General features: G+C 61.6%; 23 protein-coding genes and 1 riboswitch. Of the genes, 12 read left to right on the forward strand and 11 right to left on the reverse strand.

The window, feature by feature from the left end; genetic code table 11:
• Positions 1-255: 255 nt before the first annotated feature.
• The 3 genes from AB0O97_RS04760 to AB0O97_RS04770 all read left to right on the forward strand — a co-directional run bounded on the left by AB0O97_RS04760 (position 256) and on the right by AB0O97_RS04770 (position 3,940).
• Positions 256-1,791, forward strand: coding sequence for an amino acid permease (locus AB0O97_RS04760; protein WP_363880519.1), 1,536 nt, complete (start codon positions 256-258; stop codon positions 1,789-1,791).
• A gap of 181 nt (positions 1,792-1,972) precedes the next feature.
• Complete coding sequence (locus AB0O97_RS04765) at positions 1,973-2,641, forward strand: DedA family protein (RefSeq protein ID WP_363880522.1); 669 nt, start codon at positions 1,973-1,975, stop codon at positions 2,639-2,641.
• Positions 2,642-2,752: 111 nt separating this feature from the next.
• The gene (locus AB0O97_RS04770) at positions 2,753-3,940 is read left to right on the forward strand and encodes an SGNH/GDSL hydrolase family protein (protein WP_363880525.1); all 1,188 of its coding nucleotides are present in this window, start codon (positions 2,753-2,755) and stop codon (positions 3,938-3,940) included.
• A gap of 104 nt (positions 3,941-4,044) precedes the next feature.
• On the opposite strand, the gene AB0O97_RS04775 is transcribed toward AB0O97_RS04770, so the two are convergent.
• Positions 4,045-5,523, reverse strand: a complete 1,479-nt coding sequence (locus tag AB0O97_RS04775; RefSeq protein ID WP_363880528.1) for an MDR family MFS transporter — start codon at positions 5,521-5,523, stop codon at positions 4,045-4,047.
• A gap of 195 nt (positions 5,524-5,718) precedes the next feature.
• On the opposite strand from AB0O97_RS04775, the gene AB0O97_RS04780 reads away from it, so the two are divergent.
• Positions 5,719-6,120 carry a MauE/DoxX family redox-associated membrane protein gene (locus tag AB0O97_RS04780; protein WP_363880530.1) on the forward strand — a complete coding sequence of 134 codons (402 nt, stop codon included), beginning with the start codon at positions 5,719-5,721 and terminating at the stop codon, positions 6,118-6,120.
• Positions 6,121-6,185: 65 nt separating this feature from the next.
• On the opposite strand, the gene AB0O97_RS04785 is transcribed toward AB0O97_RS04780, so the two are convergent.
• From AB0O97_RS04785 to AB0O97_RS04800, 4 genes are read right to left on the reverse strand one after another with little or no spacing between them, the layout of a single operon-like run.
• A complete protein-coding gene (locus AB0O97_RS04785; protein ID WP_363880533.1) occupies positions 6,186-6,869 on the reverse strand; it encodes a hypothetical protein in 684 nt (227 codons plus the stop codon).
• Positions 6,826-7,134 (reverse strand): family 20 glycosylhydrolase, encoded by a 309-nt coding sequence (locus AB0O97_RS04790; RefSeq protein ID WP_363880536.1) that lies wholly within the window; start codon positions 7,132-7,134, stop codon positions 6,826-6,828. The genes AB0O97_RS04785 and AB0O97_RS04790 overlap by 44 nt, the downstream gene beginning before the upstream one ends.
• Positions 7,049-7,588 (reverse strand): family 20 glycosylhydrolase, encoded by a 540-nt coding sequence (locus AB0O97_RS04795; RefSeq protein WP_363880693.1) that lies wholly within the window; start codon positions 7,586-7,588, stop codon positions 7,049-7,051. The genes AB0O97_RS04790 and AB0O97_RS04795 overlap by 86 nt, the downstream gene beginning before the upstream one ends.
• Positions 7,589-7,618: 30 nt before the next feature.
• The gene (locus AB0O97_RS04800; protein WP_363880539.1) at positions 7,619-8,233 is read right to left on the reverse strand and encodes a phosphoribosylanthranilate isomerase; all 615 of its coding nucleotides are present in this window, start codon (positions 8,231-8,233) and stop codon (positions 7,619-7,621) included.
• A gap of 193 nt (positions 8,234-8,426) precedes the next feature.
• Here AB0O97_RS04800 and AB0O97_RS04805 point away from each other — a divergent pair, with 193 nt between their 5' ends.
• Both AB0O97_RS04805 and AB0O97_RS04810 read left to right on the forward strand, forming a co-directional pair.
• Positions 8,427-11,471, forward strand: a complete 3,045-nt coding sequence (locus AB0O97_RS04805; RefSeq protein ID WP_363880541.1) for an AAA family ATPase — start codon at positions 8,427-8,429, stop codon at positions 11,469-11,471.
• An 80-nt stretch (positions 11,472-11,551) separates the two neighbouring features.
• Positions 11,552-12,082, forward strand: coding sequence for a hypothetical protein (locus tag AB0O97_RS04810; RefSeq protein ID WP_363880545.1), 531 nt, complete (start codon positions 11,552-11,554; stop codon positions 12,080-12,082).
• On the opposite strand, the gene AB0O97_RS04815 is transcribed toward AB0O97_RS04810, so the two are convergent.
• Positions 12,043-12,852 carry a metal-dependent hydrolase gene (locus tag AB0O97_RS04815; RefSeq protein WP_363880548.1) on the reverse strand — a complete coding sequence of 270 codons (810 nt, stop codon included), beginning with the start codon at positions 12,850-12,852 and terminating at the stop codon, positions 12,043-12,045. The two genes, AB0O97_RS04810 and AB0O97_RS04815, sit on opposite strands and share 40 nt — an antisense overlap.
• 171 nt (positions 12,853-13,023) lie before the next feature.
• On the opposite strand from AB0O97_RS04815, the gene AB0O97_RS04820 reads away from it, so the two are divergent.
• Positions 13,024-13,239, forward strand: coding sequence for a hypothetical protein (locus tag AB0O97_RS04820; protein ID WP_363880551.1), 216 nt, complete (start codon positions 13,024-13,026; stop codon positions 13,237-13,239).
• Between the two features lie 11 nt (positions 13,240-13,250).
• Here AB0O97_RS04820 and AB0O97_RS04825 read toward each other — a convergent pair whose 3' ends face one another.
• A complete protein-coding gene (locus AB0O97_RS04825; RefSeq protein ID WP_363880554.1) occupies positions 13,251-13,928 on the reverse strand; it encodes a YceI family protein in 678 nt (225 codons plus the stop codon).
• A 521-nt stretch (positions 13,929-14,449) separates the two neighbouring features.
• Between AB0O97_RS04825 and AB0O97_RS04830 the strand changes: the two genes are divergently transcribed.
• From AB0O97_RS04830 to AB0O97_RS04840, 3 genes are all read left to right on the forward strand, one after another.
• Complete coding sequence (locus tag AB0O97_RS04830; protein ID WP_363880556.1) at positions 14,450-14,638, forward strand: hypothetical protein; 189 nt, start codon at positions 14,450-14,452, stop codon at positions 14,636-14,638.
• Positions 14,639-14,918: 280 nt separating this feature from the next.
• Positions 14,919-15,698 (forward strand): hypothetical protein, encoded by a 780-nt coding sequence (locus tag AB0O97_RS04835; RefSeq protein WP_363880559.1) that lies wholly within the window; start codon positions 14,919-14,921, stop codon positions 15,696-15,698.
• Positions 15,699-15,804: 106 nt separating this feature from the next.
• Positions 15,805-17,451 carry an HD domain-containing phosphohydrolase gene (locus AB0O97_RS04840; RefSeq protein ID WP_363880562.1) on the forward strand — a complete coding sequence of 549 codons (1,647 nt, stop codon included), beginning with the start codon at positions 15,805-15,807 and terminating at the stop codon, positions 17,449-17,451.
• A gap of 78 nt (positions 17,452-17,529) precedes the next feature.
• Here AB0O97_RS04840 and AB0O97_RS04845 read toward each other — a convergent pair whose 3' ends face one another.
• The 3 genes from AB0O97_RS04845 to AB0O97_RS04855 all read right to left on the reverse strand — a co-directional run bounded on the left by AB0O97_RS04845 (position 17,530) and on the right by AB0O97_RS04855 (position 18,989).
• On the reverse strand, positions 17,530-18,294 hold the full coding sequence (locus AB0O97_RS04845; protein WP_363880565.1) for a DUF427 domain-containing protein: 765 nt from the start codon (positions 18,292-18,294) through the stop codon (positions 17,530-17,532).
• Between the two features lie 109 nt (positions 18,295-18,403).
• Positions 18,404-18,625 carry a hypothetical protein gene (locus tag AB0O97_RS04850; RefSeq protein ID WP_363880568.1) on the reverse strand — a complete coding sequence of 74 codons (222 nt, stop codon included), beginning with the start codon at positions 18,623-18,625 and terminating at the stop codon, positions 18,404-18,406.
• Positions 18,626-18,635: 10 nt separating this feature from the next.
• Positions 18,636-18,989: a hypothetical protein gene (locus tag AB0O97_RS04855; protein ID WP_363880571.1), complete on the reverse strand. Its 354-nt coding sequence runs from the start codon at positions 18,987-18,989 to the stop codon at positions 18,636-18,638.
• A 153-nt stretch (positions 18,990-19,142) separates the two neighbouring features.
• Here AB0O97_RS04855 and AB0O97_RS04860 point away from each other — a divergent pair, with 153 nt between their 5' ends.
• Both AB0O97_RS04860 and AB0O97_RS04865 read left to right on the forward strand, forming a co-directional pair.
• Complete coding sequence (locus AB0O97_RS04860; protein WP_363840803.1) at positions 19,143-19,607, forward strand: GatB/YqeY domain-containing protein; 465 nt, start codon at positions 19,143-19,145, stop codon at positions 19,605-19,607.
• A gap of 63 nt (positions 19,608-19,670) precedes the next feature.
• Positions 19,671-19,763: riboswitch (TPP riboswitch) on the forward strand.
• Positions 19,764-20,450: 687 nt separating this feature from the next.
• On the forward strand, positions 20,451-20,714 hold the full coding sequence (locus tag AB0O97_RS04865; protein WP_363880574.1) for a hypothetical protein: 264 nt from the start codon (positions 20,451-20,453) through the stop codon (positions 20,712-20,714).
• Here the strand turns inward: AB0O97_RS04865 and AB0O97_RS04870 are convergent.
• Positions 20,711-21,787: a hypothetical protein gene (locus tag AB0O97_RS04870; protein WP_363880577.1), complete on the reverse strand. Its 1,077-nt coding sequence runs from the start codon at positions 21,785-21,787 to the stop codon at positions 20,711-20,713. The two genes, AB0O97_RS04865 and AB0O97_RS04870, sit on opposite strands and share 4 nt — an antisense overlap.
• Between the last annotated feature and the right edge of the window lie 142 nt (positions 21,788-21,929).

Consider the following 21,929-nt stretch of genomic DNA (forward strand, 5'->3'; position numbering starts at 1 on the left):
TTGCCCTGCGAAGCGCCAACTCTTGCCGCGTTCAAGCGCATCCATTCGGCACATGAGCATGATGCAGATCACTAATTCCATGTGGATGCCAATTCCCCGTCATAATGAAGTGTCCTGTTCGTGAATGAGACTCGTCGGGGCACACAGCCAGAAAGTCACACACATGCATCAGCAGTACCAATCCTTGGACTATGCAAGGGTTCTCTCCGCCACCACGTCACAGGTTCTTACGTCTCGAGAGGCGGCACTTAGCCAATGATGAGCAATCAATCCGGGGACACAAAAACCGAAGCCCTCAAGCCTGCGGTCAGCGCTACTCACGGGCCGCAACCGGTCGAGGCGGACAACGAGCTTAAGCGAGGCCTCAAAAGCCGCCATCTTCAAATGATCGCGATTGGTGGCGCCATTGGCACGGGCCTGTTCGTGGCTTCCGGTGGCACCATCGCGCAGGCCGGTCCCGGTGGAGCACTTCTCGCCTACATTCTTGTGGGCCTGATGGTCTTCTTGCTCATGCAGTCCTTGGGTGAGATGTCTGCCAAGATTCCTGTGGCCGGTTCTTTTCAGACCTATGCAACCCGCTTTGTGTCGCCATCATTCGGGTTTGCCGTTGGCTGGAACTACTGGTTCAACTGGGCCATAACCGTGGCCGCGGAGTTGGTTGCTGCGGGCATCATTATGGACTTTTGGTTCCCAGGAGTGCCGGGCTGGGTGTGGGCCGGTGGCTTCCTCTTACTGCTGACCGGAGTGAATGCTCTCTCAGCCAAAGCCTTTGGTGAAAGTGAATTCTGGCTCTCCTCGATCAAAGTTGTTGCCGTGATCCTATTCCTCATCGCCGGTGTGCTGATGATCTTTGGCATCCTAGGCGACGGCCCATCGGGCATGACGAACTGGCAAACGGGCGAGGATGTGTTCCATGGCGGATGGGTTTCCATCATTTCCGTCTTCATGATTGCCGGGTTCTCTTTTCAAGGCACCGAACTGGTCGGTGTTGCAGCTGGCGAGGCCCAGAACCCGCGGCGAGAGGTTCCGCGTGCAATCCGCTCCGTCTTCTGGCGCATTATGATCTTTTACGTCGGTGCCATCTTCGTCATCGGCTGCCTGATTCCCTTCACCGACCCCAGTCTTTTGTCATCGGGGGAGGCAGATATTGCCGCTTCCCCGTTCACCTTGGTGTTTGAACGCGCAGGGATCGCCTTCGCCGCAGCGCTGATGAACGCCGTTATCCTGACAGCCATTCTCTCGGCAGGCAATTCCGGGCTCTACGCCTCCACACGCATGCTCTATGCCATGGCCCGTGATGGGAAGGCACCGAAGATTTTCGGCCGAGTCAACGCGCGGGGCGTGCCCATGGCGGCGCTACTGGCCACATCCGGCGTCGGACTCTTCGGTTTCTTGAGCGCCATCGTAGGGCAGGGTGCAGCTTATGCCTGGCTGCTCAACGTTTCAGGGCTCAGTGGGTTCATTGTCTGGGCGGGAATCGCCGTCTCGCACTACCGTTTCAGGCGGGGATTCCTCGCCCAAGGAAACACGGTTGACGATTTGCCGTACAGGGCGTCCTTCTTCCCGATCGGTCCGGCACTGGCATTCGCGGTGCTCATTTTGGTGATTGCCGGGCAAAATTATGAGGCTGTCCTGGCCGGCCGCGGTGTCGAAGTCCTGTCCTCCTACATTGGCATCCCCATCTTCCTGGGGCTCTGGATCGTTCACCGATTCGTCACTAAATCCAAGGTGGTGCCGTTATTGGAGATGAACCTTTCCGGTCCCAGCGATGTTGAGGAAGACGCCGTCTAGCAAAGCGCCCAACAGCTCTTGGCGCAACTCGCCCTGATGGCGCGCTTAGAAATATGCGCCCCTCACTCAGGGTTTCCTCAGGGCTAAGTGGGGGGTTTGCCCCCTAGTGGTGCCCCGCAGCTGTCCGTAGCGTTGAAGCTATGGAAATTCTCGCAAAACACCCTGACAGCAGCGTGTGCTCATGACTGATTTCTTGATGGCCGCTGCCGGGCAACCGTGGGCGTATGCGGTAGTGGTGCTGTTCTGTCTGCTGGACGGCTTTTTTCCGCCGATTCCCAGCGAGACGGTGGTGGTGGCAGTGGCCGCATTGGCAGTGAGCCATGGCCTGGCAGCCCTTGGATTATTGGTGGCGGCGGCCGCCGTAGCCGCTTTTCTGGGCGATAACATCGCGTACCTGCTGGGGCGGAGAATCGGCATCAGCCGGTTTGCCTGGATGCGTCGTCCAGTCATGCAGCGGGCCTTTACGAGAGCCGGGACGGAGCTTGAATATCGAGGAGTAGCGATGATTCTGGTGGCAAGATTCCTCCCCGTTGCCCGAGTTGCCGTCAATCTCACTGCAGGTGCCACCAGATACCCTCAGCGGAAGTTCATGGCAGTATCCGCACTTTCAGCAACCCTATGGGCCATCTATTCGGTGGCTATTGGGGCGGTGGCAGGTACGTGGTTGCAAGAACACCCGCTGTTAGGCCTGGTAGCCGCAATGGTAGCGGCCGGTCTTCTGGGAATCCTGCTTGAGAAGGTTATCGGAATATTCCGGGCCCGCCGCAGCAAGGCCAAAGCGGCACTGCAACCGGAGACAACACCGGCACTGGAAGCAGCGAAAAGTTTTGCCGGAGCAGCTCAGCACTAATCCCACCGGGGTACTTGGTGGTGCATGAACGAAAAAGTTTTCAGTCACGCGTGCAAGGATGGAGCCTGCAGCAAACATAGATACACGGCTATACCTTCATTCTGGAGCAATGTGATTACCACCCAGCCCATCCCGTCCGTCTTCATTCGCGGTGCCCTTGAACTTGAGAGCACCGCAACTGGCACGATCGTGCATCGGCTGCCCGCTGCCGCCCGTGCACAGGCTAACGGTGATCCCCAACTTTTGATGGTGGAGCAGCAGCCCTCGGGAGTGCGCATCGCCTTCGAAACCACCGCCACGGTCATTGAGTTGGACACCTTACGTTCCCGTACCACGTACGCGGGAGCGCCGGCCCGGCCAGATGGAGTCATTGAACTTATCGTGGACGGAACCGTTCTGGGGGAGTCCGTCACCAACGGTGGCACTTTGACCACCATAGACATGGCCACGGGTATTCCTTCCCGGGCCGAAGGTCCACTCTGCACTAACAGCTTCACCGGACTGCCAGAGGGACTCAAGAATGTCGAAATTTGGCTTCCCCACAATGAAGCCACCGAACTCCTAGCGCTACGAAGCAATGCAGCTGTTGCACCCCAGCGTGACAGTGGACGCCCCCAGTGGTTGCACCACGGCAGCTCTATCAGCCACGGCTCCAACGCCACACGTCCGACGGCGATCTGGCCAGCCGTCGCTTCTCGCTTGGGTGGGGTGGAACTGACAAATCTCGGCTTTGGTGGCAGCGCCCTGCTGGATCCGTTCACGGCGCGCACCATGAGAGACACCCCAGCTGATGCCATCAGTCTCAAGATAGGCATCAACCTCGTCAACCTAGACCTGATGCGATTGCGCGCCTTCGGACCAGCCGTCCACGGGTTCCTGGATACCATCCGCGACGGGCACCCAGACACACCGCTATTGGTGATTTCACCGATCTTTTGCGGCATCCACGAAGATACCCCGGGGCCTGGAGCGTTTGACATGGCTGCCTTCGCAGAAGGGAGAATGCGTTTCACGGCCACCGGAGATCCTGCAGAGATTGCCGCCGGAAAACTCAGCTTGCGTAGTATTCGCAAGGAGTTGGAGCGGATCGTGCACTCGCGCGCAGAGCATGATTCGAACTTACATTTCCTAGATGGGCTTGCTCTTTACGGTGAAGCGGACTCCTTGGAACATCCTCTGCCGGACGCGCTGCATCCGGACGGCGAAACCCACCGCATCATTGGTGAGCGGTTCGCAGCATTAGCCTTTGGGCCAGGTGCAGTCTTTGACCCGTTCTCTTCGCTGGACTCCCGACTGTAGAAACGACAAAGCCCGGCTCGCTGCCACAACTACAGGCAACGAACCGGGCCCAGTCCCCGACTTCGAGTCAGACTCAAGCTCAGACTCAAGCTCTGGTGGACACTTTAGTGGATGGCGGTGGCAGTCTTTTCGGTGGTGACACTCACATCCGAGGAGGGTTCGGCGTCGGACTTGCCCATGAAAGCGGCAACGACCACAATGCCCAAGGCCACGCATGCCGCGACCATGAAACCATTGCTGAATCCTGCGGTCTGGGCAGCGATCTCATCCTTCCCTGCCGCGGCGGCGGCCACGGTTCCAGCAGCCATGACACCCACCAGCAGGGCCGTCCCAGCCGCACCGCCGAGCTGCTGCAAGGTGGAGAGCAGAGCCGAGCCGTGTGAATGTAGTGAATGCGGGAGTGGGTTCAGGCCAGCGGTAAAAGCGGGCGTGAAAATGAACGCCAGCGCGAGGGACATGGCAAGGTGCATGCCGATGATCATGGCCAGGGGCGTGGTCTCGTTCAGCTGTGTGTAGCCGAAGAGGACTGCAGATAGCAGCAGACCACCGGGCATGAGCAGTGGGCGGGCGCCGACTTTATCGAACAACTTACCCACCCCGGGTGCCAGCAGGCCCATGAGAATGCCGCCGGGGAGCATCACGAGTCCGGTATTCAGGACATCCAGGCCGCGCACGTTTTGGAGGTACAGCGGTAGCAAGATGATGACACCAAACAGAGCCAGCATCGCCATGACCATCAGTGCTAGGGCCAGCGTGAACTGGCGGTGCAAGAAGGGGCGCATGTCTAGGAGCGCGCTATCGCTGCGCTGGAGTCGCAGCTGCAGCAGCACAAACGCTGCCAGCGAAACGAGTGAGACACCTAGGGCCACGAGGGCAATCAGGTGAGTGCCGGCGTCGGGCGATCCAATACCGCTGAGTCCGTAGACCAAGCCACCGAAGGCGGGAATGGAAATGAGCAGCGAGGGCACGGACAGCTTGGAGCGGCTGCGTTCGCCACCTGTTGGCAGCAGCCGTGCACCCAAAATCAAGGCCAGCAATGCAATGGGAAGCACCAGTAGGAAGATGAAACGCCAGGACAGCGAATGCAAGATCAGCCCGGACAGTGTGGGACCAATGGCAGGAGCCACCGAGATCACGATCGAGACGTTGCCCATGATGGCACCACGGCGATGTGAAGGAACCAGATCCAAAATGGTGGTCATCAACAGCGGCAACATGATGGCGGTGCCGGAAGCCTGAACGACGCGGGCCACCAGCAAGATTTCAAAGCCCGGAGCCAGCCCTGCCAGGAGTGTACCGGCCGAGAAAAGCCCCATCGCCAGGATGAAAATAGTGCGCAATGACAGACGGTTAAGCAGGTAGCCCGTGGTGGGGATGACCACGGACATGGTCAACATGAACGCGGTTGCCAGCCATTGGATGGCTGAGGATGAGACATCAAACTCGTGCATCAACTTGGCCAGGGCCACGTTCATGACGGTTTCGTTGAGGATCACCACAAAGGCTGAAACGAGGAGAACGCCGAGGGTGGTGCGGTCCCGGGCTGAAAGCCTTTCGGAGACTTCAGCGGTGGAAAGTGACATGGTGGGGTCCTGATCGTATGGTGCGGAAAAGTTCAAAGGTGCCAGAAATATACAGGGCTAGTTGCCGCTGTAGAACAACGGCACACGAAAGTAAGCACCCAATGTGGTGCTTCTATTCCCGTTTTCCTCACACCATTCCTCCGAGCCCCCACTATGCTTGTGCGAAAACCATTTTGGAACGATCGAGAGAAGTCCATGCCGCGAGTAGATACCGTGAAAACGTGGGGCTTGGCGGCCCTCCTGGGTGCCAGTGCTATCAACCATCTGAGGAATCCTGCGTTTTACTATCCAGTGGTTCCGCCGTCGTTGTGCAGTGACAAAGGTGACAAGCGGGGCGTGATGACACGTCACCAGTGGGTTCTGGCGTCAGCCGCCCCGGAGGCTCTCGCCGTTGCTGGATTGCTAATTCCGCGTACCCGCAAAGTCACGGCTATTGCCACAACGATCATGTTTGTGGGATTCACCGCCGGACACGTCTCTGCTTTGAGACGCGCGATCGGGCCAGAGGGAACAGCTGCGAGCAAGCGAATCCACGCCATCAGACTTCCCCTGCAAATCCCCTTGATCGCTTGGGCATGGAGCGTTCGCAAGGCTTGAAAATATGGCGGCAAAAGCCGGGCACCCTTCGGGAAAAGGGGTGCCCGGCTTCTGTGTGTTCGTACCTAGTGCTGGCTGGAGCGCCTGCGAGATTCGGCCACAATGACCAAACCGGCGATGAGCGCGAAAGCTGCACCACCAATCATCAAGGTTGATGAGGCGCCTGTGGCGGCCAAATCATCCTGATTGGTCCCGTTGGACGGTGCCGTGGGCGACGCCGTTCCCTGCGTTGGGGCAGCGCTGGTAGTGCTGTCCGTGGCTGGGTCTGTGACAACCGGGGCCGTTGTAGTGGCTGTGGCTGTGGGTTCTGTGGTGGGGTCCGTCGTTGGGTCATCTGGTGGCTCTTCTGTCGGGAGGACTTCTTCGGCGATGGCCAAAGCGGCAAAACCAATCAGTACGCCTTCAGGGTCCTGAACGGTCACCACGTACTCGCCAGCAGCGAGACCAGTGGGGACACTCAACGGCGCTTCACCTGCTGCATTGCTTCGCACCCCACGATTTGTCGCCGCGGCTCTCGCTTCGCTGGAGCCATCGTGGACGGCCAGCAGCAGCCACGCGTTGGCCGGCACGCTTTGAAGCGTGAGGTACTCGCCGCCGTCGAACTCGGTAGCGGGAATCGCCAAGTCAACAAGGGATGTTGCGGGCAGAGTTGCCGGATCTATCAGATTTGGCGCGGATTCAGGTGCGTCAGGTGCCGTGGCCCAATTAGCTCCGGTGGTCTTGAGGTGTGTCAGATCTTGCAGCGCCATTCCTCCCACCCAAGGCGCCGGCTCGCTGGACGAAATCGTCGTAGCGACGGTTGTTGGCCTGGGCAGACCAGCCCACTTCTGCGGTGGCCAGTGACCGCGGGTACTGGTAGCTTTCGGTCTGTTCCATTCCTCGGAACCATTCGCCCCACTGGACCGTTTCAACACCCAACACTCGATCTTCACCAACGCCGGGAAGGAAAGTCCCCGGTGTCCCAGTTGTAATGGTTCGCCAGGGTGTAAGGACCACCACAGGCCCAGGTTCCACCGACAGTCTCGGAGTTGTCCTGCCGCTGCGGAATGTAGGTCTTCGAGGCCGGCGAGAGGATCACCTTGGAATCGTTGGCCAAAATACGGTCTGCAGCTTGCTGCAATCCGCGGTTCCAGTACTGGACCACGGATCCAGCAGGCAGGTTCGCAGAGGAGTACTCGTTCCAACCAATGACCGTCTTGTCCAAATCGTTGACCTGGCGGCTGAATGCATCGACCATGGTCACGTATTTATTGTGCGGGGTCACATGCGATTCGTCGCCGCCAATGTGCAGGTACGAGCCAGGAGTAAGCGCAGCGAGCTGCGTCAGAACTTCCTTGGTGAATTCGTATGTAGCGGCATCATCCACGTCAAAGGTGGATCCGCTAACGTTTCCGCTACCCTGGTGCGGAGCCGTGCTTTCTCCAGCTGCGGGCTTGGGCCCCGAACCCGCCGAGTTGAGTTCCGGGATTGCGTGAAAGGCACCAGTGGTTTGGCGACTCTAGGAGTCTGTCTGTGCGGCTAGGATGAAATCGCGGATCAACTGCTCATCCTTGATTCCCCTGCTGGATTCCACTCCGCTGGAGACATCCACGCCGGTAGGTTTCATGGCCGAGGCGGCAGCAGCCACATTTGCAGGGTTGAGTCCTCCGGCCAGCAGCCAGAAGCCGTTGGGTGTGCCATCTGTCAACACCGCCGCATCAAAGGTGAAACCGGCGCCAGGTTCGACGGCGTCAAGGAGGATCCGCTCGGATTCCCAGTCACGCTTCTCGTCACGGGAGAGGTTGTTGTAGGCATCTGCGGAGAACGCCCGCAGCGCCTTGAAGCCAGCGGCGTGCACGCTTGCCATGTCCGCCAGGCTCTCGTCTCCATGCAATTGGACGGTGGTCACGGCCGCTTTGCGGGCCATGTCCAGGACCTCGTCCATGGGCTGGTTGCGGAACACGCCCACAGTCTCCACGCCGACTGGCACCTTTCGCCCCAGTTCCGCGGCGAGTTCTGCCGTGATGGTGCGGGGGCTCCTGGGGGAAAAGATAAATCCGATGGCGTCAGCACCGGCATCCACGGCCGCGGCGACGGTGTCAGCAGTCTGCAAACCGCAAATCTTTATGTACATGCCCAGCCTTAAACCTAACTTTGACCAACGGCGCGACGAAAGGAACCGCCGTCGTGCTTCCAAGAGCCATGTTAACAGCCTCTCCCGTGCAGAATGCCATTGGCGAGGCAGGAAGATGACGCAGGGAGGAGTCGTTTGTACTACGGAAGCCTGGCATGTCACACCGTGATGCCATGATTGTGGTTACAACCGTATGAAGGAGTACTTGGACATGCTGCCTGAAGGTGCCGACAATATTGTGCTGACTGACGAGTTCAGGGAAGCACTGGCCTTGCTCGACCGTGGCAACAGCCTGTTCTTGACGGGCAAGGCCGGTACTGGCAAGTCCACTTTGGTGCGGCACTTCCTCGCCTCAACAGGTAGAAATGTCATAGTGGCAGCGCCTACGGGCATCGCGGCGCTGAATGTCGAGGGCTACACCATTCACAGGTTGTTCTCCTTCAGTCCGCGAACGACCGTGGAGTTCGTGAATTCCACCGAGTACTACCCGGGGCGCTTTTCCAAGACCATCAAGAGCCTGGACACGCTGATCATTGATGAGGCGTCCATGATCCGGGCCGATCTGTTTGACTGCCTTGCCGCTGCCCTTGAGCGGTTTGGCCCAAAACCCGGCACACGGTTTGGCGGCGTCCAAATTGTGCTGGTGGGTGATCTTTACCAGCTCCCGCCAGTAGTGACCGAGGCAGAATCCGAATACTTCAGCACACGCTACAGTTCACCTTATTTCTTCGCAGCAGACAGCTATGACCGTGAACAATTCCCGCTCGTGGAGTTAACCAAGGTCTTTCGCCAGGTCGGCGATTCACAGCTGGTGGACGTCCTCAACTCGGTCCGCGAAGGCGCACTGCAGGATGTCGAGCGTGCGGTTCTCAACACCAGAACAGACTCTTCCTTTCTGCCTCCGCTGGATGAGTTCTGGTTGACTCTGTCAACAACCAACCGGATTGCCGGTGCCAGGAACCGCGAGATGCTTGAACAGCTGCCTCTGCCTGCGCTGCAACATGTCGCGACTTTCTCGGGGGATGCAGACGGTTTCGACAGACCAACAGAGGATGTCCTTGAATATCGGGTCGGCGCCCAAATCATGCTTCTCTCCAATGATGCAGACAGGCGTTGGGCCAATGGCACTATTGGCCGAATCACGGGTCACCGGACGGAGAAGGGTCAAGTCCGCGTTGACGTTGAACTCCCGGGCGGCGCCCAGGCTGAGGTGGGACCGCACACATGGGAAATCAACCGCCCGGTGGTTGAGGCGGGGCGGTTGCGCCACGAAATTGTTGGCACCTATACGCAGCTGCCGTTCCGACTTGCGTGGGCCATCACCATTCACAAGAGCCAGGGTCAGACGCTTGAACGCATGGTTGTTGACCTGGCGGGCGGAACTTTTGCCTACGGCCAGTTGTATGTGGCATTGAGCCGCTGCACCAGCATGGACGGTCTGGTCTTGCGGCGTGACATCCAGCCCAAGGATTTGAAGGTGGACCAGCGCATCCGACGATTCCTGCAGTCGGGTGGAACTGAAGTGGCTTCCCGGGGCAATGTCTACCTGGGCGTCAGCAGCGTGGGCGATGAAGGGCGGGCGTGGCGTCCACGCCCCATCGAGATTGCCCTCGTGACAGACGACGGTCTCGAGCTCACCACCCTCGTCAATCCCGAACGCGATCTTGGGGATGCCCGGGCTGCCTACGGAATCAGTGCCAGCGACGTCCAACTGGCGCCGCTGCTGACGGAAGCGTGGGCGGCCATGGCTCCTTATCTGGCAGGAAGGACACCTGTGGGCGTGGACATTGACCAGTCCCTTGGCTATTTGGACTACGAATTGAAACGGAACGGGTACCTTATGCCCATGCCCCTCGGTGTGGAGATTGACAGCAGCCAACTCACGCGCCGCGAGGCGGAACGACTGCGGGCACCGTGCGCGCTGGACCGTGCCCGCACCGTGCGTGACATGGCCGGCTCCGGCACGACATACAATGCTTTCGCCGACGTCTTTCCTGATCCGGAGCAGCGCACCGGATACCTTCTGGCTCGCGGCCAGGACCCCGGAAACTTCAGCTTGGGAGGGCTGATCGCTGCCGGGGATTCCGCCGACGCAGTGCTGGCCGGTCACTTGCGAACCACCGCGGAACGCACCAGCCTGAACGCCCATACCCGGGCTCTCCTGCGCGGGGTGGAAGCCAGGACCGGGCACCCGATCCTGGATCCGTGCCATGATGAATCTGGCCATCAAGACATTTCCGCCGTCCTCGTCAAGGGCGCGCGGGTTTGCTTCACCGGAACCGTCATCGACGAAGCGGGCAAGACGTACTCGCGCCAAGAAATGGAAGCCATCGCCGTCTTTCTCGGCCTGGAGCCGGTTGGCAGCGTGACCAAGTCCAAGTGCGAGGCGCTAGTGACTGCGGAAGTCGGTTCGCAATCCGGCAAGGCAAGGAATGCGGCCAAGTACAACAAGCCAACGTTCGACGCCGGTGACTTCCTTCAGTGGTCGCGGAACCCGGGTGCTTGGATCACAGCAGACGTCAGGAAGGACGAACGGCTCACCTTGGCGCTCGTAGCCAGGGCGACTGAGGCCCCTGTCCAGACTGTTGCTGTTGCTGTTGCTGTTGCTGTTGCCCAGCGTGCGGCTGACGTTCCGGTTGCTGACGCTCCTGCCGCACAGCCGCTGGCCGTGGTGGCGTCACCGGTCCCTGTCCCCGCCCAAAATACACCCCTGACATTGCGGAAAATCCCTGCCGGCCTGCCTCTAGTGGTGGCAGACCCAGATACCCTTTTGCCGGCCCCCTACAACGCGTTGAAGCCTGATTCTGCCGCCGGTGCCAGGAGCACGCCGCGCCCTGATGTTCCCAGACAACAAGTGCCCACCCAGAGAATGCCGCAGCACGCGCCTCCGAGCTACCATGCGCCGGCGCGGCCACGGCCAGTGCCGATGTCTGTGTCATTGCCGCAGCAATCGATGGTCCAAGCCCCATCCCCGGCACAAATCCGGCCTCAGGACCCTGCCCATTTTCAGGTTCCAAGAACAATTAACCCAAAGAAGCGGCGCATGAGCCGGACCAGGTTCCACCTGATCATGTTGGGTATTTTCACGTCGCTCACGGTCGGCGCAACCGTGCTGGGGCTGACCCTGTCCTTTGCATTTCCGGCATCAGAATTCTGGATTCCCATGACTGGAACGGCATGGATTCTGGCGATGCTTCAAGTTCCGGTATGGCTGATTTGGGCCATCATCAGGCGTTGATCTACACCGGCAGCACGGCAAATACTGTCAGTGTTTCGCTAATTTCTTGCCGCGGTGCGGCGGAAAGGGACTAGGTGACCATGGATGATGGCGACATCTTCACCTATCGCACCCAGACCTCGGGCTTGCTGGCCTATTCGAATACGCCGAGGAAGCCAGTTGCATTCATCTCCGCACGGGCACCAGCTACCGTTTGCGGGGCGGCCCCTAGCTATCGTTCAGCAGGGCACACGGGAGGTGGATTTCATCTCGTTTCGGGTGCGGTGACGCGCTGCCCAGAAGCTGCACCCCGACTGTACCGGGTCCGGCGCTTTGATCCGGGAACCATGGACAAGCTCTTGGCGGACCCTTTAGAGGCGCTGCAAATCGATCAGCGGTGTAGATTGCTTGGCAGCCAGATGAACGGCCGCGCGGAGGATTTGTACGGCCACCTGTACCGGGTCGTTGCCCGCCGCGAGCAGGATCCCACGCGCATGTACCGGCCAGGCGGAACAGGCGCAGACACGGCCGACCTTTGGTACGTCGAAGTGAAGCGACGCCGAACCCTTAGCCCCGTCAGCCGGCATCAGTGTCATGAAAACACCGCATCCGCCATGGCCCAGAGAACGTAGGCGCTGACCGGAACCAACACGAGCCATTCACGCACCGAGCCGGCGTTGCCGAGGATGGGGATGGCCACATTTCCGCTGGGGCGCCAGATGTTCTTTACCAGCGGCATCCTCCGCAGCCAGCGCGGCGGCCTGATACGCAGCGGCCACAACAGGTTGCAACCGCCAGTGGTCAGCATGTCGCCTAGGATGTGCGCGGCCACACCGAGTCCCATGGCCAACGGGAACCAGTACTCGTGCTGCGGGGCAAAGAGCGTGACGAACGTGCCGACGGCGATCCCCAACGCCCACGGAAACTTGCGCATGGTGTCAGGAACGAACTTCAGCGCCTTGGCCGCAAAGGATGCCAGCATGACCGCCAACAGTCCGGCACCCGGAAATATCGTGCCCCAACCACGCAGTTCCATGGTCCACATGCCGGCCAGCGCTGCGATGGCGATGAAGACGGCCATGCCCAGGATTGAGTGTGTGCCGTGCCGGTGTCCGCCGGACATTTTCCCCACCTGGATGCACATGATGTTGGACAGCGGCGGCAGCGAATGGGCAATGGTCGCATTCCGGTGGTCGGCGTCGGGCACCAGCGCGGCCCCGGCAGTCACCAGCGCCCCGGCCACCACGGACGTGGGCGTCAGGTCCAGCAGCCCCATGCCAACGGTGAGCTGCTCCGGAAGTGCCGGAACCACCTGCGCAAGATGACCCAGTCCGACGTCGAACTGGGTGGTCAGGGCCAGCCAAACGGCGGCACCGCTGGCGGCGTGGTGGGCTCCCATCATGAGGGCACGTCCTTGCATTCTCGGGTCTTCGTTCTGAACCCGTGATACGTGGACAAAACCTGCTGCCTCAAGGGTATGTGCAGGCACCGACATTCCAGCCGGAACCCTGTATGGCGAGTAGTGCGGCGTTCCTCACGGTGCCCTGCGGATCCTTGGTGCAACAATGAAGCCATGACCAATCCCAACAGCGGCACAGCGCCCGAATTCTCGAACTCCATCTCGAACCCGGCAGCCCGGGCGTTGGCCACTGCGGGTATCAGCAACTTCGAACAACTCAGCACCCACAGCGCCAAGGAACTCCTGGCACTGCACGGCGTAGGACCCAACGCAATCAGGATCCTTGGCGAAGAGCTGGCTGTTCGAGGCCTCGCGTTTAGGATCGACTGAACCGGCGGGCGCTACCTCTTCAGCTGCAACAGCATCTCGATGGTGCCGGTGTTCTCCACCTTGACGAAGCCCAGGTCCGGCGCGGCAATGCCGAAGTCGGAGAACGTGACCGGGATGGAGCCCTGAACCTCGACGCTGCCGTCCATGGTCTGCGCCTTTAAACTGACCGTCACGGCTCGCGTCACACCGGCAATGGTCAGTTCCCCGGACGCCTCGGCAGATGCGGACCCACCTGCAATTGCGGCAATATCCACGGGCGAGGTGAGCGTGAATGTTGAGGTGGGGAATTCAGCCGTTTTCAGGATGCCCTGAAACTGCCGATCCCGGCTGCCGTTATCGGTGGCCACATTGCCCATCTCCACCACGGCTGTCGCGGACGTCAGACTGGTGCCGTCAATGCCCGCTTCCCCGGATACTTCAGTTGTCCGACCGACCACCGTCACATCCTGGCCGTTGAGCACCTCCTTCACCCGATAGCCTGCCTGCGAGCCTGCCGATATTTTCCACGTTCCGGACAGTTCGGCGGCGTCGAGCGTGCCCACCGGTCCGGCCCCGGAAGTTGGAGTCGACAGCGAGAGCTGGTCCGCGGCCCTTCCGTTCTCCACCGACGCGTAAATGACGCTCCCACCCCAGATGGCAGCGATGGCCACCACCAACAATATTCCCGCGACAATCAACTTTTTGCGCATGCCCAGCCTCTACGAAATAGTCTTCCCGAAGGTAGGAACTATGCCAGCATCAGCTGCGTTTTTCCTGAGTGTCCCGGGAAGCAACCGGACCTGAAGCACGACGCCGACCTGCCGCCTTTGGGGGTTCCCTCTCGAATTGGTGCGGCGTAGCGTAAGACCATGAGCCATAAACCAGCCTCACAGAGCATCCCAGACCCCGAGCTACCGCCCGGCACCCCGATCCAACACAGCCTCCGGGCCCGCCGGTGCCGCCCGATCCTTACCGGCCCCTGGAGCCAAACGAACCTTATCCGCACCCCACCCCGCCGGACCCGATTTTTCCGCCCGATCCCTTGAGCCCGCCGGTGCCGCGGCAACCCTGAAGTGGGAGGGCGTGAGCGTCAGTTCAGCTTTACGATGCTGCCCAGACTCTCCCACTTCTGCGTCTCATTGTTCTGCGTCTCACTGTTCAAAACTGCGGCATCAGCGCCGGCGCCCTTGACTTCCCGGAGCCCAAACTGGAAGGCGTCGATGGCTTATTCGTGGAAGGATCCATCCGGGGACTGTTGGTGCCTGAGGAAGAGCATGTACTCCTTGCAGACCTCGCGCACGGTCATCTTGCCAACGGTCTGCGGATTGACGTATCGCTCAAACGTGGGCTGAAAACCCGGGCACCGTCAATCGCGCCGATGCGCACCCTGACCATGATCGGTACCGTGTCGTATCTGTAGCAGGGGCCATTGCATCCCACAGGATGTCCATTGCCGCGCCGATGGCATGAATCTCGGAACGCGGGATTGCGGCATGCGCATCATTGGGATCGAGCATGGCTGTCTGGAAAGGTCGGGCTTGCTGGGTTGGGTCAGCCTGCCGCGGCGTCCCTGCACAGTTCCGCCACGCCAACCCATAGAAAACCCACACCATAGACTCTGCGCAAAGATGGGTCGTCGGCCCCATGCCCCGGCGGGCCCCGCGGATTTACGCTTTTCACACAACGTGAAGGAGCACATCATGACCAGCAATTCACCCCGGTCCCATGCTGAGCTGGCGGAGTCCACCGCCGCCCTGCCGGCCGGAAACTGCGAACGGTTCGCCGGCTACGCCGTCATGGGCATGCCGTTCAGTTCCGGGCACTACCTTGCATTCCGGCGCTTCCCGGCCAGCTCAGTCGGCCCCGCCTACACCGCCCTGTGGCTTTACCGGCCCACGGTCGGCTGGACCATTTATGCCGACGCCCCGCCCGAGGTGAGCTGCGCCCGGTACTTCGGCGCCGCCCTTGCCGGGACCCGTCTGGCCGAAGTCCCGTTCCGGTGGGAGGGACCCTTCAAACTGTCGGTGGGCGTGCCCGGCGTCGTGCGTTGGGACCTTGAGTTCCGGGAAACGCGCACGACGGCGGCACTCACCTCCCTGGCGCACCTCATGCCTGATCCGTGGTGGCATTCGCCCAAGGTGCTGGCCGCCATGGGCAGGTTCATGGGCCCGGCGCTGCATGCCGGAAAGCTGAGGCTCACCGGAACCGTCCCCAACGGCCAGCAGTACCAGGCCCAGCCGCTGAGCGTGTGGATGGTCAAGAACAGCCACGCGACGATCGACGGCGACAGTGCCGGAGCTCCGCAACCGCTGCCGGAGCAGGCACATCTGGCTGACTTTTGGCTGCCGCAGCGCGGCCTGTTCGTGGCCGAGATGACCGTGCGATTCCCGTCCACAGCACCGCAGGCGGAGTCGGGGCGCGCAGGGGTCCGGACGCAACGCGGTCACACGGCGCTTGCCGGAAAGGCGGGTGCGGCATGAACCGGGCGGTGATCATCCTGGGCGCCTCGGAACAGGGGCGTGCGAAAGCTGAACATTGCCGACCTGCGGCGGGTGCATGACCACGCTCCGGTTTTACAATGGGAGGGTGGCTGAGCGCGGTTCGGACAGCGTCAAAACACCGCCCCCGGGCCGGGTTCCAGGGGGTCAGCCGGCAGCGCCGCGGAACCAAGCCGTGCTGCGGGATCCGGGCACCACCAGCCGCGCGGAACTGCTGGCGGCACTGTCTCTGGCCATCGATCTGGGGCTCGGCCAGCCCATGGAGCACATGCTGCGGGCCACGCTGCTGGGGCTGCGGATGGCTGAACTGTTGGGAATCGGGCAGGGCGCCCGGGGCCGCATCTATTACGCGAACTTGATTGCATGGATCGGCTGCCACGCCGATTCCCACGAGCTCGCGGACTTGTTCGGGGACGACATTGCCTTCCGTGCTGACTATTACTTCATCGACGCGCACGGGCTGCCCATGCTTTCACTGATGCTGCGCCACACCGGCACGGCGCTGCCGCTGGTCCAGCGCACGGCCCGCCGCTTCCAGTTTGCGGCAACCGCGGCAACCGCCATGCGGACACTGATCCGGTCCCACTGCACCTCCGCGGGCCAGCTGGCCAACCGGGTGGGCCTGGATGCGGACATGCCGGCGATCCTGCGCCACACCTTTGAGCGATGGGACGGCAAGGGGCTGCCCGCCGGGATTTCAGGAGCCCGGATCCCGCTGGAGATGCGCATAGCCCAGTTGGCCGACACCGCGGAAGTCTTCCTCCGCACAGCCGGTGTGGCCGCCGCAGTGGGGATTGTCAAGGAACGCCGCGGCACCGCGTTCGATCCCGTGCTGGCGGATTTGTTTTGCGCCCGCGCCGCAGAGCTGACCGACGGATTGCTGGAACTGGACCCCTGGCCCGCAGCACTGGCGGCAGGCCCGGCCGAACCCCTGCTCAGCGGCGCGGAACTGGACACGGTGCTGGCGGCGATGGGCGATTTTGCAGACTTGAAGTCGCCGTGGACGGCCGGGCATTCGCGCCAGGTGGCTTTCCTGGCGGCGCATGCCGCGGTGCACCAGGGATGCAGCCCTCCGGAGGTGCTGGCGTTGCGCCGGGCTGGCTGGGTGCATGACCTCGGCCGGATGGGCGTCTCCAACGGGGTCTGGGACAAGGCCGGGCCGCTGTCATCCATGGACCGCGAGCGCCTGCAGCTGTACCCGTTCCTGAGCGAGCGCATCCTGGGCCGGGTGCCCGGCATGCGGCGGGTGGCGGAGCTGGCCGGTGCGCACCGCGAGCGCCTGGACGGATCGGGATATCCGCGCGGGCTTGGTGCCTCCGGGCTGGATCCGGGACAGCGCATCCTGGCCGCCGCCGACGCCTACCAGAGCGCTCTAGAGCTGCGTCCGCACCGGCCGGCCATGGTCCCGGCCGCGGCTGCTGCGCGGTTGCGTGCGGAGGTGGGGTCGGGCAGGTTGGCGGGGGCCGCCGTCGAAAGTGTCCTGCAGGCTGCCGGGCACAAGGAGGCACGACGGCGGATCCTGCCTGCCGCCTTGACGGCAAGGGAGGCGGAGGTGCTCAGGCTGCTGTGCCGGGGGATGGACAACAAGGCCATTGCGGCGGAGCTGGTCATCGCGCCCAAGACGGTGCGCAACCATGTGGAGCACATTTATGAGAAGACGGGCGCCTCCAACAGGGTCACGGCCACGTTGTTTGCCCTGGATGCGGGGCTGTGGGACCGAAGCTCTGGGCCGTGACCGCGTCCCGGACGGCGAGCGCGGCAGGGTCAAGGCCTTCATTATCGCTCCGGCCGGTGTGTTTTGGGCCGGCGCCGTTCATGCGCTGGGCCGGTTCTTGGTGTTGGAGAAGATGGACCGGGGACGTCGAACGGCCACCCCGTCGACCGTGATATCCACTGATTCGTTGTAGAACGCAATCCTGTCTTTGATGCGCGCCACTGACGGGTAGGGGTCGGGGTAGGACCAGGCCACCGAGGGGGAGCCCGGCGCGTCCCAGTAGTCCTCGGCGTATCCCTTGTACGGGCAGTGGCTGCGGTTGTTGCTGGCGCTCAGCCGGTCAAGGCGCACGTCAGCGCGCGGAAGGTAGTACCGGGTGGGCAAGTAGGTCTCAAAGAGCAGAACAGGTTCGGTGCTGTCCGCCAGCAGCACGCCGTCGAGCTTGACGGTGATGTGCCGGGAGCTGGGCAGTGCCTCGACACGCTTGTGGGGATCACGCGGATGGCTGTGGACTTCCTCTTCTTCCTCGAGCCAGCGGTCAAACGCCTCCGGGGCCCAGGTGAGAGTGATGCGGCCCTCGAGGGCGGGATCGTCCCTGCACCATGCGGCGTGGGGCAGCACCCTGCCGCCGGCATGCACGTCAAACCATTGGGCCACGGGCCCCTTGGGTCCGAAGAACGTCGGCGCGCCAGATGGGGCGGAGTTCGCCGGCACCAACAGGTCCATCCGGACCTCGTCCAGGCTGAAGGCATAGGCAGGGATGGGGAACTTCTGCTCCCAAAAGATGAGGGGTGCCCTGCTGTCCACCACCGTTGTGCCGCCCACCATGGCGCGCACCCATTTCCCGCTGATTTCGGTCCGCATGCGAACCACCTGGATTCTGTTGGTTTGGCTGCGTAGAAATTATACGCCGGGCGGACAGGCAGTCACATAGAAGACATGTTCGAACAGGTCCGACCCAGCTGCTGGCCGCTCATGCCACCAGCAGCTGTCCCAGCTCCTGGGTGCAACGGGTGAGCGCCACATAGAGTCCGTTCCAGCCACGCGGTTCGGTGATGATGACGGGAGCGTCGGCCAGCAGGGTGGCATCCCACTCGAGCCCTTTGGCTTCCGTGGCTGAGTGGACTGCTGTGCCGTGGAGGGCAGCGCGCAAACAACTCGCCGTCTGCGCCGCCATTTCCGTGCAAGCTTGCATGCGGCGCCCCTCAGCTCCCGCTGCTCGCCTTGTCGTCCGGCACAGCCGGGAACGAATGTTCAATCGCGGAACTGGTCGACTCCCGGCCCAGCAGCAATTCCTGGTAGGTCTCGGCCGCGCCGGCGATGGGAGCCAGCCCTGCCCGCAGCTTCTTGCCTCTGGGCGCACGGATCATCTTGACCGCCATGCCCAGTACGACGGCGATGCCAAGTCCTAGGGCCAGCCAGCCTCCCAGCGCGGCCGGGTCCGTGACGAGCAGGACGATGGCGAAACAGAGCGCCACCGCCCCGAGCACGATCCAGAGGACCTTCTTCAAAGAACTGCTGCCCTGTCCAGCCATGACTGCCTCCCCAAGTAGTGCCATCAGCCTACCGCCGCCTCCAGAGGGGCCACCCGCAGCAGCCGCACTGCCGATCGCTGCCATCAAGCCCGCTGTGCACATTGCGGCTGTTGCTGGATGGGATAATTGACCATGGCGGCCGCAGTGCGGCCACAGTGACCAAATTTAAGGAATCCAATGTCCACGCTGAAGCAGAAACTCAAAGAAGACGTCGTCACGCATATGAAAGCCGGCAACAAGATTGCCCTGACCACTGTCCGCAACGTGCTGGGCGAGATTGAAACGCGTGAAAAGGGCGGCAAGACCCCCGTTGAGTTCGACGACGCACAGGTCATCACCCTGCTGCAGAAGGAAGCGGCCAAGCGCCACGACACCGCCGGAATCTACACCGAAGCCGGCGAACCCGACCGTGCCGCAGCAGAGCTGTCGGAAGCTGAAGTCATCGAGGCCTACCTGCCCAAGGCCCTGAATGCCGAGGAAGCCGCAGCCATTGTAGACCGGATCATCAGCGGGCTGGAAGCCGAACAGGGCGAACTGTCCATGCGCCAGATGGGTGTGGCCATGAAGCCGGTCACCGCCGAAATCGCCGGCCGCTTTGACGGCAAGGCCGTCTCTGAAATGGTCCGCAAGCGCCTCGCCTAACACAAGGCACACGTCCGGGCGGCCCCGATTGCGGGGCGGCCAGGACGTGTGGCTATATTCGCTTGCAGTGACACGGGTGCTCCACGCGGGGCTGAGAGAACACCCGTTGAACCTGATCTAGTTAACACTAGCGAAGGCAAGCCCGGCCGGGTCGATCTCCAGATGATTGCCGACGACGGCTGCACAGTCCTGGGCAGTACACCAGCAACGGATTCCGTGGGCACGCCGTCTTCCGGCGCCGGGGCGGTCCGCATCGTCCACCTGCACCAGCGTCAGGATCTCTACAATCAGATCCTCCTCCGACCGTTTCCAAGAGACAATCTCGCCACGTCCGAGCCAGACGGATGTACTGCGTGAACTTGATGGTGATGTTCGGCCGCACGTTTGCCGTGGGTGTCTTATCGACCTCGTAGATGAGGTCTGTCCCGATCACTTTGAGGGTACGCATGTCGCAGGGGAGGCGTTTGGCGTCGAAGCCCGGTTCCGGTGTTCCATGCATGGGGCCGTAGCGAAACTGCTCTCCCTTAGCGGTCACGCCCGGGCACATGATCGATCGCGAGATGCTGAATAGTCGCAGGGAACCGTGATCAGGAAAGCGCCGGCCATAACTGAAAACGTTGTTCGGTTTTTCATATTTCCCGCGCCTGCCCCTTATCGTGAACGATCCTGCTCATCATGCGCAGCGCCCGGGGCTGGAAATCCCACGTGGAACTGCCAGTTGGGGTTCGAATAACGCGGCCCACACACTGTATGAGAACCTTGATTTCCACGCCAACCCAAAATGGGCGGCGGCAGCGCCTTTTCACTCCTAATGAAACGGCCTCCAACAGAAACGGAAGCCCCATGATTGAACTGAAGCAGGACACTGACGGGTTCGTCCGCATGCCCCGGCATTTCCCGGCCAAGGCAACAATCACCATCACGTTTACGGACGGCACAGTGGGCGAATATTCCGGGAAGCGCCTGAACGAGCTCTACGACGAGGCGCTTGCCGCCTTCAGGCTGGGCAACAACATGGACGCCAAGGGCTTTGACCGCAATGCCAAGAACATCCACCGGCGCAACGCCATCAGCCTGGTCCCCGTCCAGGCCGGAATGCCTGGCTAGCGCCTGCGTGTAGGACGCCGGAGGGCCCACCGGCCCATGCTGAGGATCGGCTCCCATCCATCATCGTGGATGCAGCCGCACACAGCGCCGCCAACGTGTTCGGCCGCGTCCACCGCGGCCAGGTCCGCCTCGGCATCGGCCAGTATTTTCAGGCATTCCGCCTGCGTCTGATGTGAGATGTAGTCCCTGCGGGCAACCAACAGTACCTTGCCCACGTCACTAAAATACTGGCCCGCGGTGGCTGCCAATCCCAAAAGGCTGGCCACCGCCCAGGCGATGGCCAGCGAAAAGTCACCATCGCCGTCGTTCGCGGCCAGTGACTCCCGCACGGTGAAGAACAAGGAGAGCCCGGCCAGCACTGCAAAAGGCAGGATCCACTTGCCGGTGGTGATCCGGTAGTTGAGCAAAATGTTGTGTTGAAAGTTCCGGGTCCGGGCGCGGTGGTGCTGTTCAGTCTTCAAATACTTCAGCTGCTCGACGAGGCCGGGCCGCCCAGGTGACTCGTGCGAGGTGAAAAGGCGTTCAAAGTCTTCACCGGTGAAGGGGCCGGCACGTTTCGAGTCATGTTCCGCCCTGAGCTGGTCCAGTTCAGTCCTGTAATGGGCAACTTGGCGGGCACTGTCACGGACGCCAAATATTCGTGCGTCATTGAGGTCCGCCAGCAGCTCCGGAAACGCCAGCCTTTCCTTCTTCTGCATCAAGGCGGCGGTGACCAGAATGGCCAGGGCATAGAGGCCCGTTGTCACCAGGGTGGTGCCCGTGCCCGGCAGGGAGAGGAAGCCGGCTGAATCCTCCAGCGAGCCAGGGTGCGATGCTGCCAAGCTGGAGGTGATGCCCATGATGTAGTTGCCAACGAGGGTCAAAAGGCCAATGACGAGCACTGTGTAGAAAAACATCCGCCGGTTCGCCCGCATTTCCTGGTTGGGGCCCGCCACCACTGCGAGCTTCCTGCGTTGGCGGGCGTTCTCCATAATTTGGAAGGCGATGGAGGCAAGGCAAATGAATAGGAAGATGATGATCAGCGCCGGCCCGTCATCTTCGATAATGATGCCCCAGCCGTTTGAATCATTCACGTCAAGTCCCTTTCGTGTCCCCGAAATGGAGCCAATCTGCGGTTTGTTCTCCAACTGACACACTGCATCGCCGGTGTCGGTGCCTGAATGTGCGAACACGTTACTCCAATAAATGGAGAATACCGCCGGAGTCCGTAGGATT

It is taken from the genome of Specibacter sp. NPDC078692, assembly GCF_040686835.1.
Classification (GTDB): domain Bacteria; phylum Actinomycetota; class Actinomycetes; order Actinomycetales; family Micrococcaceae; genus Specibacter.

Coding starts and splice junctions, on each gene's coding strand:
- AB0O97_RS04760 (WP_363880519.1), top strand. CDS start 256: ATGATGAGCAATCAATCCGGGGACACAAAAACCGAAGCCCTCAAGCCT.
- AB0O97_RS04765 (WP_363880522.1), top strand. CDS start 1,973: ATGACTGATTTCTTGATGGCCGCTGCCGGGCAACCGTGGGCGTATGCG.
- AB0O97_RS04775 (WP_363880528.1), bottom strand. CDS start 5,523: ATGTCACTTTCCACCGCTGAAGTCTCCGAAAGGCTTTCAGCCCGGGAC.
- AB0O97_RS04780 (WP_363880530.1), top strand. CDS start 5,719: ATGCCGCGAGTAGATACCGTGAAAACGTGGGGCTTGGCGGCCCTCCTG.
- AB0O97_RS04785 (WP_363880533.1), bottom strand. CDS start 6,869: ATGGCGCTGCAAGATCTGACACACCTCAAGACCACCGGAGCTAATTGG.
- AB0O97_RS04800 (WP_363880539.1), bottom strand. CDS start 8,233: ATGTACATAAAGATTTGCGGTTTGCAGACTGCTGACACCGTCGCCGCG.
- AB0O97_RS04805 (WP_363880541.1), top strand. CDS start 8,427: ATGAAGGAGTACTTGGACATGCTGCCTGAAGGTGCCGACAATATTGTG.
- AB0O97_RS04810 (WP_363880545.1), top strand. CDS start 11,552: ATGGATGATGGCGACATCTTCACCTATCGCACCCAGACCTCGGGCTTG.
- AB0O97_RS04815 (WP_363880548.1), bottom strand. CDS start 12,852: ATGATGGGAGCCCACCACGCCGCCAGCGGTGCCGCCGTTTGGCTGGCC.
- AB0O97_RS04820 (WP_363880551.1), top strand. CDS start 13,024: ATGACCAATCCCAACAGCGGCACAGCGCCCGAATTCTCGAACTCCATC.
- AB0O97_RS04825 (WP_363880554.1), bottom strand. CDS start 13,928: ATGCGCAAAAAGTTGATTGTCGCGGGAATATTGTTGGTGGTGGCCATC.
- AB0O97_RS04835 (WP_363880559.1), top strand. CDS start 14,919: ATGACCAGCAATTCACCCCGGTCCCATGCTGAGCTGGCGGAGTCCACC.
- AB0O97_RS04845 (WP_363880565.1), bottom strand. CDS start 18,294: ATGCGGACCGAAATCAGCGGGAAATGGGTGCGCGCCATGGTGGGCGGC.
- AB0O97_RS04850 (WP_363880568.1), bottom strand. CDS start 18,625: ATGCAAGCTTGCACGGAAATGGCGGCGCAGACGGCGAGTTGTTTGCGC.
- AB0O97_RS04855 (WP_363880571.1), bottom strand. CDS start 18,989: ATGGCACTACTTGGGGAGGCAGTCATGGCTGGACAGGGCAGCAGTTCT.
- AB0O97_RS04860 (WP_363840803.1), top strand. CDS start 19,143: ATGTCCACGCTGAAGCAGAAACTCAAAGAAGACGTCGTCACGCATATG.
- AB0O97_RS04865 (WP_363880574.1), top strand. CDS start 20,451: ATGATTGAACTGAAGCAGGACACTGACGGGTTCGTCCGCATGCCCCGG.